The organism is Novosphingobium sp. THN1, from assembly GCF_003454795.1.
In the GTDB taxonomy this organism is placed as follows: Bacteria; Pseudomonadota; Alphaproteobacteria; order Sphingomonadales; family Sphingomonadaceae; genus Novosphingobium.
The window spans coordinates 1558239-1573693 of sequence record NZ_CP028347.1; the positions used below are offsets into that span (position 1 = coordinate 1558239).

Annotated in this window: 12 protein-coding genes and 4 pseudogenes; 8 read left to right on the forward strand and 8 right to left on the reverse strand. The window is 65.6% G+C overall.

Annotated elements, in window-relative coordinates; all coding sequences use genetic code 11:
- The first annotated feature begins 4 nt into the window (after positions 1-4).
- The 3 genes and pseudogenes from C7W88_RS07770 to ssb all read left to right on the forward strand — a co-directional run bounded on the left by C7W88_RS07770 (position 5) and on the right by ssb (position 3806).
- Positions 5-655: a COQ9 family protein gene (locus tag C7W88_RS07770; protein WP_118073115.1), complete on the forward strand. Its 651-nt coding sequence runs from the start codon at positions 5-7 to the stop codon at positions 653-655.
- Between the two features lie 459 nt (positions 656-1114).
- On the forward strand, positions 1115-2974 hold the full coding sequence (locus C7W88_RS07780; RefSeq protein WP_118073116.1) for a ferrous iron transporter B: 1860 nt from the start codon (positions 1115-1117) through the stop codon (positions 2972-2974).
- 272 nt (positions 2975-3246) lie between these two features.
- Positions 3247-3806 (forward strand): annotated as a pseudogene (gene ssb / locus C7W88_RS07785) (single-stranded DNA-binding protein).
- Between the two features lie 75 nt (positions 3807-3881).
- Here the strand turns inward: ssb and C7W88_RS07790 are convergent.
- Together C7W88_RS07790 and C7W88_RS07795 are read right to left on the reverse strand one after the other, a co-directional pair.
- Positions 3882-4626: pseudogene (locus C7W88_RS07790) on the reverse strand (7-carboxy-7-deazaguanine synthase QueE).
- A 40-nt stretch (positions 4627-4666) separates the two neighbouring features.
- A pseudogene (locus tag C7W88_RS07795) lies at positions 4667-7380 on the reverse strand (valine--tRNA ligase).
- Positions 7381-7508: 128 nt separating this feature from the next.
- On the opposite strand from C7W88_RS07795, the gene C7W88_RS07800 reads away from it, so the two are divergent.
- From C7W88_RS07800 to C7W88_RS07815, 4 genes and pseudogenes are all read left to right on the forward strand, one after another.
- Complete coding sequence (locus C7W88_RS07800; protein ID WP_118073117.1) at positions 7509-8627, forward strand: ABC transporter permease; 1119 nt, start codon at positions 7509-7511, stop codon at positions 8625-8627.
- Positions 8627-9518: pseudogene (locus tag C7W88_RS07805) on the forward strand (ABC transporter ATP-binding protein). The gene C7W88_RS07800 and the pseudogene C7W88_RS07805 overlap by 1 nt, the downstream one beginning before the upstream one ends.
- A 10-nt stretch (positions 9519-9528) precedes the next feature.
- Positions 9529-10488, forward strand: coding sequence for an MlaD family protein (locus tag C7W88_RS07810; RefSeq protein WP_118073118.1), 960 nt, complete (start codon positions 9529-9531; stop codon positions 10486-10488).
- A 13-nt stretch (positions 10489-10501) separates the two neighbouring features.
- Positions 10502-11074, forward strand: coding sequence for an ABC-type transport auxiliary lipoprotein family protein (locus tag C7W88_RS07815; RefSeq protein WP_118074652.1), 573 nt, complete (start codon positions 10502-10504; stop codon positions 11072-11074).
- Between the two features lie 117 nt (positions 11075-11191).
- Here the strand turns inward: C7W88_RS07815 and C7W88_RS07820 are convergent, their stop codons facing one another.
- From C7W88_RS07820 to crcB, 6 genes are read right to left on the reverse strand one after another with little or no spacing between them, the layout of a single operon-like run.
- Positions 11192-11887: an ATP12 family chaperone protein gene (locus C7W88_RS07820; RefSeq protein WP_118073119.1), complete on the reverse strand. Its 696-nt coding sequence runs from the start codon at positions 11885-11887 to the stop codon at positions 11192-11194.
- A complete protein-coding gene (locus C7W88_RS07825) occupies positions 11884-12120 on the reverse strand; it encodes a hypothetical protein (protein ID WP_118073120.1) in 237 nt (78 codons plus the stop codon). The genes C7W88_RS07820 and C7W88_RS07825 overlap by 4 nt, the downstream gene beginning before the upstream one ends.
- Positions 12117-12773, reverse strand: a complete 657-nt coding sequence (locus tag C7W88_RS07830; protein WP_118073121.1) for an HAD-IA family hydrolase — start codon at positions 12771-12773, stop codon at positions 12117-12119. The genes C7W88_RS07825 and C7W88_RS07830 overlap by 4 nt, the downstream gene beginning before the upstream one ends.
- Positions 12770-13372, reverse strand: a complete 603-nt coding sequence (locus C7W88_RS07835) for an FMN-binding negative transcriptional regulator (RefSeq protein WP_118073122.1) — start codon at positions 13370-13372, stop codon at positions 12770-12772. The genes C7W88_RS07830 and C7W88_RS07835 overlap by 4 nt, the downstream gene beginning before the upstream one ends.
- On the reverse strand, positions 13344-14642 hold the full coding sequence (locus C7W88_RS07840) for an RluA family pseudouridine synthase (protein ID WP_118073123.1): 1299 nt from the start codon (positions 14640-14642) through the stop codon (positions 13344-13346). Before C7W88_RS07840 ends, C7W88_RS07835 begins: the two co-directional genes overlap by 29 nt.
- On the reverse strand, positions 14639-15037 hold the full coding sequence (gene crcB / locus C7W88_RS07845) for a fluoride efflux transporter CrcB (RefSeq protein ID WP_205525275.1): 399 nt from the start codon (positions 15035-15037) through the stop codon (positions 14639-14641). The genes C7W88_RS07840 and crcB overlap by 4 nt, the downstream gene beginning before the upstream one ends.
- A gap of 185 nt (positions 15038-15222) precedes the next feature.
- On the opposite strand from crcB, the gene rpsU reads away from it, so the two are divergent.
- Positions 15223-15429: a 30S ribosomal protein S21 gene (gene rpsU / locus C7W88_RS07850; protein ID WP_039331685.1), complete on the forward strand. Its 207-nt coding sequence runs from the start codon at positions 15223-15225 to the stop codon at positions 15427-15429.
- Positions 15430-15455: the final 26 nt, after the last annotated feature.

Genomic DNA, 15455 nt, shown 5'->3' on the forward strand with positions numbered 1-15455 from the left:
TGACATGACCGACGAAACCCTCGATGCCCTGCGCCTTCGCCTCGCTCCGGCTATTGCCGAAGCTGCTGCGTTCGATGGCTGGAAACCGGCTGCCGTTGCTGCGGCCGCTGCCATGGAGGGCGTCGATCCCGCGCTGGCTGCCTTTGCGTTCCAGGGTGGTCCGATGCAGATGATCTCCGCATGGATCGCGCGCATCGACGCCGACATGGCCGATGCGCTGCCCAGCACCCAACTCGGCAACCTGCCGATTCGCGAGCGCATCCGCCGTCTTGTCCAGTTCCGGCTCGATGCGCTGGTCGGCAAGGAAGAAGCCCTGCGTCGCGCGCTGGCCATCATGGCAATGCCGCAGAACGTGGCAAGGGCGACCCGGCTGGGCTGGTCGAGCGCCGATGCGATGTGGCGGCTCGCAGGCGATGTCGCCACCGATTACAACCACTATACGAAGCGCATCACGCTAGGCTCGATCTATGCTGCGACGCTTGCCTACTTCGCGCAGGATACCAGCGACGGCCACGAGGACACGCGCACCTTCCTCGATCGCCGGATCGAGAACGTGATGCAGTTCGAAAAGGCCAAGGCCAAGTTGGTCAAGCCGCGCGAGGAAACGTTCTCGCTGACGCGAATGCTGGGCCGCCTGCGCTATCCGGCGGCGTAACCGGTAACACATAGCGCTACCCCACTTTCACGTCGCCCCGGCGAAGGCCGGGGTCCATGGTCTTGAAGTCGAGCAAGTCACCGGCGTAATGGATGCCGCCCTTCGCCGGGATGACGATTGAAGGGTGGCGCTGACCTTCCTTTTTTGATCCAGCGCAATTCTATTGCGAATGACTTGCAAATGCTGGCTCGCTATGGCAGCGGGAACCGGTGACGCTCGATCAGCTCCCTATCGGTACGCCCGCCCGAATCGCATCGGTGGATTGGTCCGCGCTTGTCGCGGAAGAGGCGCAGCGCTTGCGTGCGCTTGGTCTTGACGAGGGGCGAGGGTCACGCTCGCCTATCGTGGTGTCTTTGCCGGTCGCGATCCGCTGGCGGTGGAGATTGGCCGCATGACCGTCGCCATCCGCCGCATCCATGCGCTGGCGATGACGGTCGAACCGATCGCAGAAGCTGTCGCATGAGCAAGATGCCCACCGTCGCCGCGCTGGTCGGCAACCCCAACGCCGGGAAAAGCGCGCTGTTCAACGCGCTGACCGGTGCGCGCCAGAAGATCGCCAACTATCCCGGCGTCACGGTAGAGCGCAAGGCGGGCCGCCTGCTGCTTCCCTCGGGCGAGCCGGTCGAGCTGGTCGACCTGCCCGGCTCCTACGGCCTCGAAACCACCAGCCCTGACGAGGAAGTGACCCGCAAGGTCATCATGGGCGAGCAGGCCGGCCAAGCCAGGCCCGATGTCATCGTGCTGGTGCTCGACAGCTCGAACCTCGAACAGCACCTGGTCTTCGCGCAGGAAGTGCTCGAACTCGGCCGGCCTACGGTGGTTGCGCTCAACATGGTCGATCTCGCCGAGCGCGATGGCTTGACCCTCGATCCCGCCGCACTCGAAGCTGCGCTCGGGGTGCCGGTGATCCCGACCGTGGCCGTACGCCGTCGTGGCCTGACCGAACTTGCTGCCGCCATCGCCGAAGCGCGTGACAAGCCCGAGCGCGCACACGATGCAGCGCGTCCCCACGTCACCCTGCCCGAACGCCGCATGCTGGCGCACCAGATGGCGACCGCGGCGATCCTTTCGGAAACGGCGAAGCACCGCATCCACGCGCGCATGGACAGGCTCCTGCTCCACCCGTGGGCGGGGCCACCGATCCTGTTCGCGTTCCTGTTCATCGTCTTCCAGGCGGTGTTCAGCTGGGCGACGCCCTTTGCCGATGCGATTGACGGCGGCGTCTCGGCGCTCGGCGATCTTGCCAAGGCCACCCTGCCCGAAAACCTGTTGCGCGATCTGCTGACCGACGGCGTGATCGCGGGCGTCGGCTCGGTGCTGGTGTTCCTGCCGCAGATCATCATCCTGTTCTTCTTCATCCTGACGATGGAGGCGACCGGCTATATGGCCCGCGCCGCCTTCCTGATGGACCGCATGATGGCCGGCGTCGGCCTGTCGGGCCGCAGCTTCATCCCGCTGCTGTCGAGCTTCGCCTGCGCCATCCCGGGCATCATGGCCACGCGCAGCATCACCGATCCCAAGGACCGCCTGACCACGATCCTGATCGCGCCGATGATGACCTGCTCGGCGCGCCTGCCGGTCTATGCGGTGATCATTGCCGCGTTCATTCCGAACACCCGCGTCGGCCCCGGCATTGGGTTGCAGGGTCTCGTCCTGTTCTGCCTCTACGTCGCCGGGATCGTCGGCGCGATGGTGGTGGCGCTTGTCCTGCGCCGTTCGGTCACCAAGGGCGCGGCTTCGGGCTTCATCATGGAGCTGCCGAAGTACCAGCTGCCCACGCTCAAGGACCTCGCGCTCGGCCTGTGGCAGCGCGCGTGGATCTTCCTGCGCCGCGCGGGCACGATGATCTTTACCGTCACGATCGCGCTGTGGATCCTGCTGAACTTCCCGCGCGCAGAGCCGGGGCAGGACCAGGTCAACGCCTCGGTCGCCGGTACGCTCGCCAACGGCCTGTCGGTCGTGCTCGAACCCATCGGCTTCAACCGGGACATGAGCCTTGCGATCATCCCTGCAATGGCCGCGCGCGAAGTCGCTGTCAGCTCGCTCGCCACGACTTATGCCGTCAGCGCCAGCGACGACGAGGATCAGGCTGCGATGGCGCTGGGCGACCAGCTCAAGTCGCGCTGGACCCTGCCGATGGCGCTCGCCTTCCTCGCGTGGTTCGTCTTCGCGCCGCAGTGCCTCTCGACCATCGCCGTCGCCCGGCGCGAGACCAACGGCTGGAAATGGCCGGCGTTCATGCTCGCCTACCTCTTCGCGCTTGCCTATGCGGCGGCGGGGGTGACCTACTGGACGGCGATTGCGGCGGGGCTGGGTTAGAAGGGTTTCACGCAAAGGCGCAGAGAAGAAGGGGAGGCGCGGGGTTGTCGCGCTTGCGGCGCAGCCGCTCTCCAATTCCAATCTTGCGTCAGCCTCGTCGTTGCCGGGGTAGAGGGGCCTGTGGGCCCAGCGCTACCCCCTTCTGCGTCTCCCTTTCTTCTCCGCGTCTCTGCGTGAACCAATCTTCCTTCTGGAAAACTCAAAGGCCCGGACTCGCCCCCCACCAAAGCCATGCGCTACGCAATCGGCCAGATCAGAAGGAACGTGATTCGATGGCAGGCAGTGTCAACAAGGTGATCCTTGTCGGGAACCTCGGGCAGACCCCGAAATCAAGAGCTTCCAGAACGGTGGCCGCATCGCCAACCTGCGCATCGCGACATCCGAAAGCTGGAAGGACCGCGCCACCGGCGAGAAGAAGGAGCGCACCGAGTGGCACTCCGTGGTGATCAATTCCGACGGTCTCGTCGGCGTGGTCGAACGCTTCCTCCGCAAGGGCTCGAAGGTCTACATTGAAGGCCAGCTGCGCACCCGCAAGTGGCAGGATCAGTCCGGTAATGACCGCTACACCACCGAAATCTCGGTCGGCGGTATGGGCGGCGTGCTGACCATGCTCGATGGGTCGGGCGGCGCTGGCGGCGGCGGCATGGCCGGTGGCGGCGGCGGCCGCTCGTCTGGCGGTGGCTGGAATGATGGTGGTTCTTCGGGCGGTTCGGGCGGCTTCGGTGGCGGTTCCTCGCGCGGTGGCGGCTCGTCAGGCGGCAGCGCCGGCGGTGGCTGGAACCAGGGCGGCGGCGGCTTCGGCGACGATCTGGACGACGATATTCCGTTTTGATCGTCGGATTGCTTGATGCAGGAACAACAAGGCGCTGCTGGCATGAGCCTCGCGGCGCTCTTGTTTATAGCAAGCTCAGGTCCCCCGTGTGTCCCCGTAGAGGTGGATATGCAGCCGGTCGGTAAAGCGCCAGCCGCGCTCCAGCGCTTCCTCGGCCAGCCAGCGCGAGCGTTCGCGCAGAACTGAACTGGCCGTGCCTTCGGGCATCACGAACAGGTGATCGCTGGCGATGCCATGGCGGTCCTGCAGCGCGGCGATCTCGGCAAGGTCTGAGGCGCTGGCCACCACGAACTTGAACCATGCGCGGGTATCGCGCGCCCAGGCGTCCAGCCGCTCGGGCACCAGCGCCAGTTCTGCGGGATTGCCCGAATGCGCCAGCTTGGGGCTGACGTTGAACTGGTCGATCAGCCCATCGAGTTCCGGATGCACTGCCACGGTGCCGTTGGTCTCGACCTCGACATGCAGGGCAGGGCGTTCGGCCTTGAGCATGGCCACGGTGCGCGCCAGCGCTGCCCCTGCAACAGCGGCTCACCACCAGTGATCACCAGCCGCTCCTCGGGTGGGACAGGATCAGCGCGGCTGCGTCAGCCTCACTCATCGCGATCTGGTTCTCTCCCCGCTCGAACGCCACCTCGTCGCGGTGCGGCCGATTGTCGCCGGTGAAGCGCCAGGTATAGGCGGTGTCGCACCAGCGGCAGGCGAGGTTGCAGCGCGAAAGCCGTATGAACACCGAGGGCCGACCCATGCCGGGGCCTTCGCCCTGAAGCGAGGAGAACACCTCCGGCTCGCCGGGGTTCACGGTGGCCAACACGATCGACATCTCAGGCCCTTACTTCTTCCCCCATCAAGGGGACGGGAGTTTATCCCAACCGCTGCAGTGCCGCCGCCAGGCGCTCGGCCTCGGCAGCATGCATCGCGTGGTCGGCGCGGGCCTTCTCGACCGCTTCGGGCTTGGCCTTCTCGACGAACGAGGGATTGCCCAGACGCCCTTCGAGCGACTTCGCTTCCTTCTGCGAGACTGCCAACGCCTTCTCCAGACGCGCCTTCTCCGCCGCGATGTCGATCACGCCTTCGAGCGGTACGATGATGTTGGCATCGCCCGCGCCAACCTGCATCGCAGCGCCCGAAGGCGCCGATTCGAAGCGGATGCCGTTAAGCCGCGCAAGACGCTCGATCGCCGCAGGGTTCGCCTCGATGATCGAGCGCGTCTGCGCCGAAGGCTCGGGCAGGTAGGCGTCAAGCTTGGCCCCCGGCGAAATGCCGAGTTCGTTCTTGGCGGTGCGCAGGTTGGAGACCAGCGCGATGAGCCATTCGACCTCGCGCTTGGCGGCCGCATCTACCGTAGCTTCGGGCTTGGGCCAGGCCGCGACGATCAGCTCGCCGTCGCGCTTGCCCAGCGCATGCCACAGCTCTTCGGTTACGAACGGCATGAACGGATGGAGCATCACCAGAATTTGGTCGAGCACCCAACCCGCGACCGCCTTGGTCTCGGCATCGAAATTGCCCTTGATCAGTTCGATGTACCAGTCGCAGAACTGGTCCCACACGAAGTGATAGACGGTGTTCGCCGCCGCATCGAAGCGCAGGTCGGCCATGGCCTGATCGAGCGCGGCGACGGTTTCCACCACCTCGCCGATGATCCATTTGTTGACCGCCGCTGTGGCGGCAGGGGCTGCGACCGAGGTGCTGCCGGTGATGCCGTTGCTCTGGCAGAAGCGCGCGGCGTTCCACAGTTTCGTGGCGAAGTTGCGATAGCCCTCGACGCGCTTCTCATCCATCTTCACGTCGCGGCCCTGGCTCTCCATCGCGCACATGAAGAAGCGCAGCGCATCGGCGCCGTACTTGTCGATCAGGCCCAGCGGATCGACCACGTTGCCCTTCGACTTGCTCATCTTCGCGCCATCGGCGGCGCGGACGAGGCCGTGCAGATAGAGCTTCTTCCACGGCACTTCCTTCATGAAGTGCAGCCCCTGCATCGCCATGCGCGCATCCCAGAAGAACAGGATGTCGAAGCCCGAGACGAGCAGGTCGTTGGGATAATGCTTCTTCAGCAGCGGCGCGTCCTCATCCGGCCAGCCGAGCGTGGCGAACGGCCACAGCGCGGAGGAGAACCACGTGTCGAGGACGTCCTCGTCGCGGCTCAGCGTCACGCCTGCGCCTGCCTTGGCCTGCGCCTCTTCCTCGGTTTCGGCCACGTAGCACTGGCCGTCGGAGCCATACCAAGCCGGAATGCGGTGGCCCCACCACAACTGGCGGCTCACACACCAAGGCTGGATGTTCTCCATCCAGTTGAAGAAGGTCTTTTCCCAGGTCTTCGGCACGATCTCGATCGCGCCCGAGCGCACCGCTTCCATCGGCGCCTTGGCCAGCGTTTCGGCATCGACGTACCACTGGTCGGTCAGCCACGGCTCGATCACCACGCCGCCACGATCGCCAAACGGGGTCTGGATCGTGCGCGGTTCGGCATCGTGCAGAACCTCGTTGCCTTCCTTGTCCTTCGTCACGTGCGGGATCAGGAAGCCCTGTTCCTTCATCCGCTCGACCACGAGCTTGCGCGCATCGAAGCGGTCGAGCCCGAGGAACTCCGCAGGCACCAGCCCGTCGGCGGTCTGCACCACCTTGGCCTCGGCATCGAACATGTTGAGCATGTCGGCGGCCTTGATCCCGGCGCGCTTGCCCACTTCGAAGTCGTTGAAGTCATGCCCCGGCGTGATCTTCACCGCGCCCGAACCCAGTTCCGGATCGGCGTGCTCGTCGGCCACCACCTTGAACCGGCGGCCCGTCAGCGGCTGCAGGATGTCCTTGCCGATGACCGACTTGTAGCGCTCGTCCTCGGGGTGGACCGCCACGCACATATCGGCCAGCATTGTCTCGGGGCGCGTGGTGGCGACCTCGATGTAGTCCAGGCCATCGTCGCGCTTCACGCCATCGGCCAGCGGATACTTGAAGTGCCAGAAGCCACCCTGAACCTCGCGCGTCTCGACCTCAAGGTCCGAGATCGCCGTCTTGAGCTTGGGGTCCCAGTTCACCAGCCGCTTGTCGCGGTAGATCAGGCCCTGGTTGTAGAGGTCGACGAAGACCTTCACCACCGCGCGGGTGAAGTGCGGGTCCATCGTGAACTGCTCGCGCGACCAGTCCATCGAGCAGCCGAGGCGGCGCAGTTGGCCGGTGATCGCGCCGCCGCTTTCCGCCTTCCACTCCCACACCTTGTCCACGAACTGTTCGCGGGTGTAGTTGGTGCGCTTGTCCTGCTTCGCCTCCATCTGGCGCTCGACCACCATTTGCGTGGCAATCCCGGCGTGGTCCATGCCCACCACCCACAGCGCATCCTTGCCGCGCAGGCGTTCATAGCGGATCGCCACGTCCTGCAGCGTGTTGTCGAGCGCATGGCCTATGTGGAGCGAACCTGTCACGTTCGGCGGCGGATTGACGATGGTATAGGGCGCGGCATCGGGCCGCTCGGGCGGAACAGCCCGTTCTGCTCCCAGTGGGCATACCACTTGGCTTCGATCCCGGCGGGTTCGAATGTCTTGGCGAGTTCGCCGGAAGTCTGCGCTGAAGTCGTCTCGGTCATGGGGCAGCGCCTTGCCATCGCCGGCCCGCGCCTGCAAGCGTTCCGGGGAACCGCAAGCGTTGTTCCGCCGTTACGGCGCTTGTGATGCACTTGTCGCCTTGGATTAAATCCCCCATGAAGCGGGCAAGATGCGGGAACTGACCGATTTCCAGATTGAGGCCTCTGCGCATGGGGAAGGCGCGACGCTCGCCTTCCGCGGGCCGATGACGGTGTCCTCGCTGGGCCTTGCCGATGCGCGTCTGCGCTCCATCAGCGAATCCGTCAGCGTGATCGATCTTTCCGGTGTGACCCGGATGGACACCGTCGGCGCGTGGACCGTCTGGCGGCTGTCGCGAGACAACGACGCGAAAATTACTGGCTGCAGCGAGGATGCGCAGAAGCTGGTCGATGCGATCAGCAAGGCGGATTCGAACGACCATTCGGTGGCCGCCGCGCGCCTCCCGCTGCTTGAACGCGTGCCCGCGCATGTCGGCGATGTGATGATCGGTTTGGGGCTGGGCATGTTGCAGGTGCTCGGCTTCCTCGGCCAGATCATCCAGGCCGCCGGGACACTGCTGCGCCACCCATCGCGCTTTCGCGGCAAGGCGCTGGTCCACCAGATGGAACTGGTGGGCGTGAACTCGCTCGCGATCATCGGGTTGATGAGCTTTCTCGTCGGCATCGTCATCGCCCAGCAGGGTGCAGTGCAGCTGCGCCAGTTCGGGGCGGAGATCTACACCGTCAACCTCGTCGGCCGACTGACCTTGCGCGAGCTTGGCGTGCTGATGACCGCAATCATGGTCGCCGGCCGCTCCGGCTCGGCCTTTGCGGCACAGCTTGGCACGATGAAGCTGACCGAAGAGGTCGACGCCATGCGCACCATCGGCGTCTCTCCGATGGAGGCTCTGGTCGTCCCGCGCATTGCGGCAACGATGATCATGATGCCGCTGCTCGGCTTCTATTCGGCCTTCCTTGGCATCATCGGCGGCGCCTTCCTGTCGAGCGTTTCGCTCGGCATCCCGTTCTTCACCTTCCTCGCGCGGATTCAGGAAGTGGTGCCCCTGCACGACGTCTGGGTTGGCCTGACCAAGGCACCGGTGTTCGGACTGATTGTTGCGCTGGCGGGCTGCTATCAGGGCATGCAGGTCAAGAACAATGCCGAGGAAGTCGGCGCGCGCACCACCGCTGCGGTGGTCATGGCGATCTTTACGGTCATCGTGCTCGATGCGTTCTTCGCGGTGTTCTTCACCAATATCGGGTGGGGCTGATGGAACAGGCCGCAACCACCACGACCGAGCAGCTTGTCGACCTGCCTGATCCGTTCGAGGGCAAGTACCCGATCCGCGTGCGCGGCGTGCGCAATGTCTTTGGCGATCACGTGATCCACGATGGCCTCGATCTCGATGTGCGCCGGGGGAAATCCTTGGCGTTGTCGGGGGTCGGGCACCGGCAAGTCGGTCCTGATGCGCACGATCATCGGCCTGCAGATTCCCGATGCGGGCGAGGTCGAAGTGCTCGGCGATACGATCACCGATGCCCGCGACGATGATGACATCGACATCCGCAGCCGCTGGGGCGTGTTGTTCCAGGGCGGCGCGCTGTTTTCGACGCTGACCGTGGCCGAGAACGTCGAAGTCCCCTTGCGCGAATTCTATCCCGAAATCAGCGACGAACTCCGCCACGAGATTGCGCGGTACAAGGTCCTGCTTTCGGGCCTGCCGGCCGAGGCGACAAGCAAGTATCCGTCCGAACTTTCCGGCGGCATGAAGAAGCGCGCCGGCCTTGCCCGTGCGCTCGCGCTCGATCCCGAATTGCTGTTTCTTGACGAGCCGACCGCCGGGCTGGACCCGATCGGCGCAGCGGCGTTCGACCAGCTGATCCTCAAGCTGCAGCAGACGCTTGACCTCACCGTGTTCCTGATCACCCACGATCTCGATACGCTGTATGAAATCTGCGACCGGGTGGCGGTGATCGCGGACAAGAAGGTGATTGCCGTGGGCACGATCCCGGAACTGCTCGCGCTCGATCATCCGTGGATACAGGAATACTTCAACGGCCCGCGCGGACGTGCGGCGCAAGATGCGCAAGAGCGGCATGATGCTGTGCGGGCAACACTTTCGGACGACGGGCGTTCTTCGCCTGATCCTGACGGGGCATAAGGACTAGCCGATGGAAACGCGCGCAAACCATATCTGGGTCGGGCTCGTCACGCTGGCATTGCTGGCGGCGACCGCCGTGCTGACCATCTGGATCGCGCGCCTGAACCAGGGCGACCTCAACGAATACGACATCTTCTTCAAGCAGTCGGTCGACGGCCTGGCCAAGGGGTCGGAGGTCTCATTCTCGGGCGTGCCGTCGGGCCAGGTCAAGGACATCAAGCTGTGGGAGCGCGATCCCGAATTCGTGCGCGTGCGCATCGCGGTCGACCGCAAGGTGCCAATCCTGCAGGGCACCACGGCCAGCCTGCTCGGCAGCTTCACCGGCGTTTCGACGATCCAGCTCTCCGGCGCGGTCAAGGGCGCCCCGCCTATCGCTTGTCCGAAGGAAAACAAGCGCGCCACTTGCCCCGAAGGCGTGCCGGTGATCCCGACCAAGCGCTCGGGCCTTGGCGAAATCCTCTCGAACGCGCCGCTCCTGCTCGAACGTCTCGCTACCCTGACCGAGCGCCTGACCATGGTGCTGTCGGACAAGAACCAGAAGTCGATCGAGAACATCCTCGCCAACACCGATCGCATGACCGGCAATCTCGCCGATGCCTCGCCCGATGTGAAGCGCACGCTGGCCGAACTGCAGGCCACGCTGCGGCAGGCCAACTATACGCTGGCCAGCTTCGAGAAGCTGACGAACTCGGCCGACAATATGCTCAACAACGATGCCAATGGCCTCGCCAAGCAGCTGCGTCAGACGCTGAAATCGGCGCAGGGCGCGGCTGATGAGCTGCAAGGCACCCTGAGCGAAGCCCGCCCGGCCGCCCGCCAGCTGAACGAACGCACGCTGCCTGCTGCCGAAGCGGCCATCCGCGATCTGCAGGCGACCACGAAGAGCTTGCGCGAAGTGACCGACCGCCTGAACGATCAGGGCGTCGGCGGTTTTGTCGGCGGCCCCAAGCTGCCCGACTACAAGAATTGAGGAGGCGATGAAGATGATCCGCAAAGCCCTTGTCGTCCCCGCACTTCTCGCCGCCCTCTCCGGTTGCGTCAGCCTCGGCCCCAAGGTGCCGGACACGCTGCTGGCGCTCACCCCCACCGCCGCGCCTGCTGCAGGCAGCGGCACCAGCGGCACGTTCGCCACTGCGCTGGTAGTGATGGAGCCCTCGGCCGAAGCGCGCCTCGCCGTCACGCGCGTGCCGGTGCAGATTGACGATGCCAACGTGGCCTATCTCCAGAAGACGATGTGGGTCGAACGCCCCTCGCGCCTGTTCCAGCGCCTGCTCGCCGAAACCATCCGCGCGCGCGGCAGCCGCCTCGTGATCGAGAGCGATCCGGGTGCAGCGGGTCTCCACCTCTCGGGTCGCCTGCTGGACATGGGCTACGACGCGCGCACCCGCTCCGCCGTGGTCCGCTACGATGCGGTCAAGGAAGCCGGCGGCCGCGTGGAGACCAGGCGCTTTGAAAGCACGGTGCCGGTGGCAGAGGCCGAAGCCAAGTACGTCGGCCCGGCGCTGAACGAAGCCGCGAACGCCGTGGCCAAGCAGGTGGCCGACTGGGTGGGGTGATGTTGCCCTTGCGCTGATTGGGCAGCAACTGGATCCCGGCCTGCGCCGGGATGACGAGAAACAGAGCTTGGTATCAATCGTCACCCCGGCGCAGGCCGGGGACCATTGCCTGTAAGCCTAACCCCGCGCCAGCCCCGCAAACCGCGCCGCCGCCGCAAACGCGCCAGCCCGCTTCTCGCGCCGCTCCATCGCTTCGGCGTCCTTGCCCCAGAGTTCGGCCTGCCAGTCTTCTTCGAGGTTGGCGGCATCCCACAGCGCGTCAAGATCGGCTTGCGGTTGCAGCGCGGCGAGGCCGATCACCAGCGAGGCGGCGAGGCTGGTGGTGTTGCGCAAGGCGGCAAGCTGGAAGGCATCGAGCGCTTCGAGTTCATCGCGCAAGGCGGCCAGCGTTTCGACCGGTTGCGGCTTGTGGATAATGCCGGTTACCCGCACGAACTGCACGCCCAGACGGGTTTCGGCATTCGCCAGCAACGGTTCCCACATCAGCCGCTGGCGCGCGGCAAAGGCCTCGTCCGGCTCGGCGCGATAACATAGCGTATCGGTCTCGGCGTAAGGCAGGATTTCCCCGATCACCGAGGCGCGGTCCCGCGCCACCACGTCGATCGCGTAGTCTGCCATGTCGCGCAGCAGGAACAGCGCGGGGTCGATTTCCGGTCCTTGCGCAGACCATTCCGCCGCCATGGCCTCGGCCAGGGCTTGCGTCGGCACCACTTGCGGCCTGCCGCCTACCGTCTTGATCGCCCGCCCGTCGAGCCTCACCCCGAAGCCGCCTTCTGCCGCCTCGACCGTCACTGCCTTGTAAAAGCGCTTCATTGTCTATTCCGGAGTACGCCACCGCCGCGCGACGATGCGCGGCAGGAAAAAGAAGTCCCACAGGCCTGCCAGAGCCAGCACGATCCCGACCAGCGGCGGGAGCTCGGCCAGCGGCCCCGGCCCTTGCCCGCCTGCACCAGCACGCCGAGCAGCACCAGCACCGCGCCCGAAGCCCGCACCGCCTGCAACGCGAAATAGCGGCCCATTGCCGGATCTCGGGCCTGATCGCTCATGCAATCCTCCCCAGCAGTGCACGCAAGTCCTCGATGCTCGTCGCCACCGCTTCCGCGCCGGCTTCGATCAGTTCCTCGGTCTCGTGATAGCCCCAATCGACCCCGAACGAGCGCACGCCCGCGTTCACGCCCATGTGAATGTCATAGACGGTGTCGCCGATCATCGCCGTGCGCGCGCGATCCGCGCCGGCATCGGCAATGCACTGCTCGATCATCGAGGGGTCGGGCTTGGAAGGATGACGGTCCGCCGTTTGCAGCGAGACGAAATGCCCGGTCAGCCCATGCGTGGCGAGGCAATGGGCGAGGCCCCGGTCGGACTTGCCGGTGGCGACGGCAAGTTGCCAGCCTTGCCCGGCCAGTTCCTCGATCAGCGTGGCGATGCCTTCGTAGAGCGGCTCGGCAACAGCCCCTGCGGCACGGCGGGCGCGGAAGGCGTCCTTGTAGAGCTCGGTCAGGCTGGCATGCTCGTGATGCTCACCCTCAGGGTGCAGCTGGCGCATCGCCTCGTGCAGCGAAAGGCCGACGACGCGGCGCGTCAACTGGCGTTCGGGCGGGATCAGGCCCGCAGCCTTGAACGCCGCGTCCATCGCGGCGCAGATGTCCGCCTGGCTGTCGACTAGCGTGCCGTCGCAATCGAAAATGGCCAGTTTCAAGGAACGAGCCTCCGCATCAGTTCGGCAATCGCCGGGGAGCCCTCTGCCTCCAGCCCTGCCGCCACGCGCGCCCGGTCATCGGCGCTCTTGTTCTGCGATAGCTTGAAGGTCGGGCGCCATGCCAGCACTTCCATCTCGAAGCCGACGATCCCGCCCATCATCGCACGCAGCTTGTCCTCGGGCATCTTGTCCATCGTCCAGGGTGTGCCTTCGGTCACCCGCGCCTCATGCGCATCCGAAACGGTCTCGAGCAGTCCGCGCAGTCCATCCTGATCCATCCGCCGCACCCGGCCTTCCAGCTCGAGCGAGACGTAGTTCCACGTCGGCACTTGCGCCGGATCGGCATACCAGCGCGGGCTGACATAGCCGTCCGGCCCGTTGATCACCGCCAGCGCGGTCATGCCGTCAAGATGCCGGGTCAGCGCATTGCCCCGCGCGAGGTGGAACTGCACCGCGCCGTCGCCGGTCGAATGCAGTGGTACGTGCGCCACGCGCGGGCCGTCCGGCACCGTGGCAAACACCATCCCGAACCCGATCTCGGCAATCAGCGCCTCGAACAGGTCGCGGTCATCATGCCGGAAGGACGGGTTGGGATGCATCAGTCCTTCCGCGTCCTCGGGCAGGCTTGCCCGATGGCGCCCTGCGCGGAGCAGCAGGCTTCCCGGCAGGCTTTGCAGGACCCTTTTTCGGCGGCGCGCCCTTTGTCGGACCAGCGCGCTTGCCCGTGGGCTTGCGACCGGCGCTGCCCGCACCCTTCTCACTGTCGGCGCGCTTGCGGCGTTCGCCCCGGCGCTCCTTGCGATATTCCTTGGCGTGCTGCTTCGCCGCGCGCTTTTGCATGGTCTTTTCAGGGACCAGCTTGGGCGCTTCCAGCGGCAGGTCGCCGTCTTCCTCGTAGAAGCCGAGGCTGGCCATGCTCGCCGCGAAGTGCGCCGGAAGCGGCGCGGTCACGTCGATCAGGTCGCCCTCGGGATGCTCGATCCGCAGGCGGCGGGCGTGGAGGTGCATCTTGCGGCTGATCGTGCCGGTCAGGAACGCGGCCTGCCCGCCATACTTGCCGTCACCGACGATCGGGTGGCCGATCGCTGCCATGTGCACGCGCAACTGGTGGGTGCGGCCCGTCAGCGGCTGCAGTTCAACCCATGAGGCCGAATTGCCTGCGCGGCTGATGACGCGATAGCGGCTGCGTGCGGACTGGCCCTGGCCGCTTTCGTCGACCATCATCTTCTCACCGCCCGTGCCCGGCTGCTTGGCCAGCGGCAGTTCGATCAGTCCGTCCTTCACTTCCGGCACGCCAACAATCAGCGCCCAGTAGATCTTTCGTGCGGATCGGCCAGAAAAGTGCTTGGAAAAGAACGCAGCGCTGCCCGGTGTTCGCGCGATCAGCAGGACGCCGGAGGTGTCCTTGTCCAGGCGGTGGACGAGGCGCGGGCGCGGCTCGCCATCGGCGGCATAGGCATCGAGCAGTCCGTCGACATGCTCGTGCGTGCCGCTACCGCCTTGCGTCGCAAGGCCCGGCGGCTTGTTCAGCACGATTGCGGCGCGGTCCTTTTCGAGGACCATCGATTCGGCCAGCGCAATCTGCTCCTCGGTCAGCGGCTTGCGCACGCGCTGGCCCTTGATCCCGGCGCCCACCGGCGTGGCGTTGCCGGGAGGGACGCGCAAGGTCTGCCCGGCTTCGAGCCGCGTATCGACATCGGCGCGCTTGCCATCGACGCGGATCTGCCCGGTGCGCGCCCAGCGCGATACGGTGGCAAAGCCGACCTGCGGCAGGTGGCGCTTGAACCACCGGTCAAGCCTTGCTCCGGCATCGTCACGGCCCACGGTGAACTGGCGGACGTTGTCGTCCGGGATCTTGCCGCGGCTCATGCTGCACCCCGCATCATTGAAAGGCCAAGGAACAGCCCGGCCACGCCGCCCAGCAGCGAGCCCAGCGCATAGAAGCCGGCCATGCCATAAAGTCCGCGCTGCATCAGCATGGCGGTTTCAAGGCTGAAGGCAGAGAAGGTGGTGAAGCCGCCGAGCACGCCGACGCCGAGCAGCAGGCGCAGCGATTCGCTGCCGTCCTGCCGCGCCAGCCATCCTGCAAGCAGGCCCATCAGCAGGCTGCCGCTGACGTTGATCAGGAAGGTGCCCCATGGGAACAGGGTGTTGGGACCGGAAAACGCAGTTACGGCGCGCCCCGCGTGATAGCGCAGCATGGCGCCTACGCCGCCACCCAGGGCGACGATGGCAGTTGCCGTCAGTGTATTGGGAGAGTTCATCCGCCGCCCTTAACCTCATGGCCTGCAAAATGCACGACTTTGCTTGCCTTTGTGGCCCGATTTGGCTAGTGGCGCACCCGTTCGGGCCGGTCCTGTACGGATTCGGCTTGTTTTGTGTTTCCAGATTCAAGGTGACTCCCGCCGGTTTCGCGGGCTCTCGCCGTCAGATTGAGGTGTAGCGGTTTATGCAGATTCTCGTTCGCGATAACAACGTCGACCAGGCTCTTCGTGCACTCAAGAAGAAGCTGCAGCGTGAAGGCGTGTATCGCGAAATGAAGCTGCGTCGCCACTTCGAGAAGCCCTCGGAAAAGCGCGCTCGCGAGAAGGCTGCTGCCGTCCGTCGCGCCCGCAAGCTTGAGCGCAAGCGCCAGGAGCGTGACGGCGTCAAGTAAGAAGGATCGGGGCGGAAACGCTCCAT

What these genes read in the sequence shown, in the direction of transcription:
- C7W88_RS07840 (WP_118073123.1), bottom strand. Translation starts at nt 14,642, where the DNA reads ATGAGCCGCGGCAAGATCCCGGACGACAACGTCCGCCAGTTCACCGTG.
- C7W88_RS07770 (WP_118073115.1), top strand. Translation starts at nt 5, where the DNA reads ATGACCGACGAAACCCTCGATGCCCTGCGCCTTCGCCTCGCTCCGGCT.
- C7W88_RS07800 (WP_118073117.1), top strand. Translation starts at nt 7,509, where the DNA reads ATGCGGGAACTGACCGATTTCCAGATTGAGGCCTCTGCGCATGGGGAA.
- crcB (WP_205525275.1), bottom strand. Translation starts at nt 15,037, where the DNA reads ATGAACTCTCCCAATACACTGACGGCAACTGCCATCGTCGCCCTGGGT.
- C7W88_RS07835 (WP_118073122.1), bottom strand. Translation starts at nt 13,372, where the DNA reads ATGCATCCCAACCCGTCCTTCCGGCATGATGACCGCGACCTGTTCGAG.
- C7W88_RS07810 (WP_118073118.1), top strand. Translation starts at nt 9,529, where the DNA reads ATGGAAACGCGCGCAAACCATATCTGGGTCGGGCTCGTCACGCTGGCA.
- C7W88_RS07780 (WP_118073116.1), top strand. Translation starts at nt 1,115, where the DNA reads ATGAGCAAGATGCCCACCGTCGCCGCGCTGGTCGGCAACCCCAACGCC.
- rpsU (WP_039331685.1), top strand. Translation starts at nt 15,223, where the DNA reads ATGCAGATTCTCGTTCGCGATAACAACGTCGACCAGGCTCTTCGTGCA.
- C7W88_RS07825 (WP_118073120.1), bottom strand. Translation starts at nt 12,120, where the DNA reads ATGAGCGATCAGGCCCGAGATCCGGCAATGGGCCGCTATTTCGCGTTG.
- C7W88_RS07815 (WP_118074652.1), top strand. Translation starts at nt 10,502, where the DNA reads ATGATCCGCAAAGCCCTTGTCGTCCCCGCACTTCTCGCCGCCCTCTCC.
- C7W88_RS07820 (WP_118073119.1), bottom strand. Translation starts at nt 11,887, where the DNA reads ATGAAGCGCTTTTACAAGGCAGTGACGGTCGAGGCGGCAGAAGGCGGC.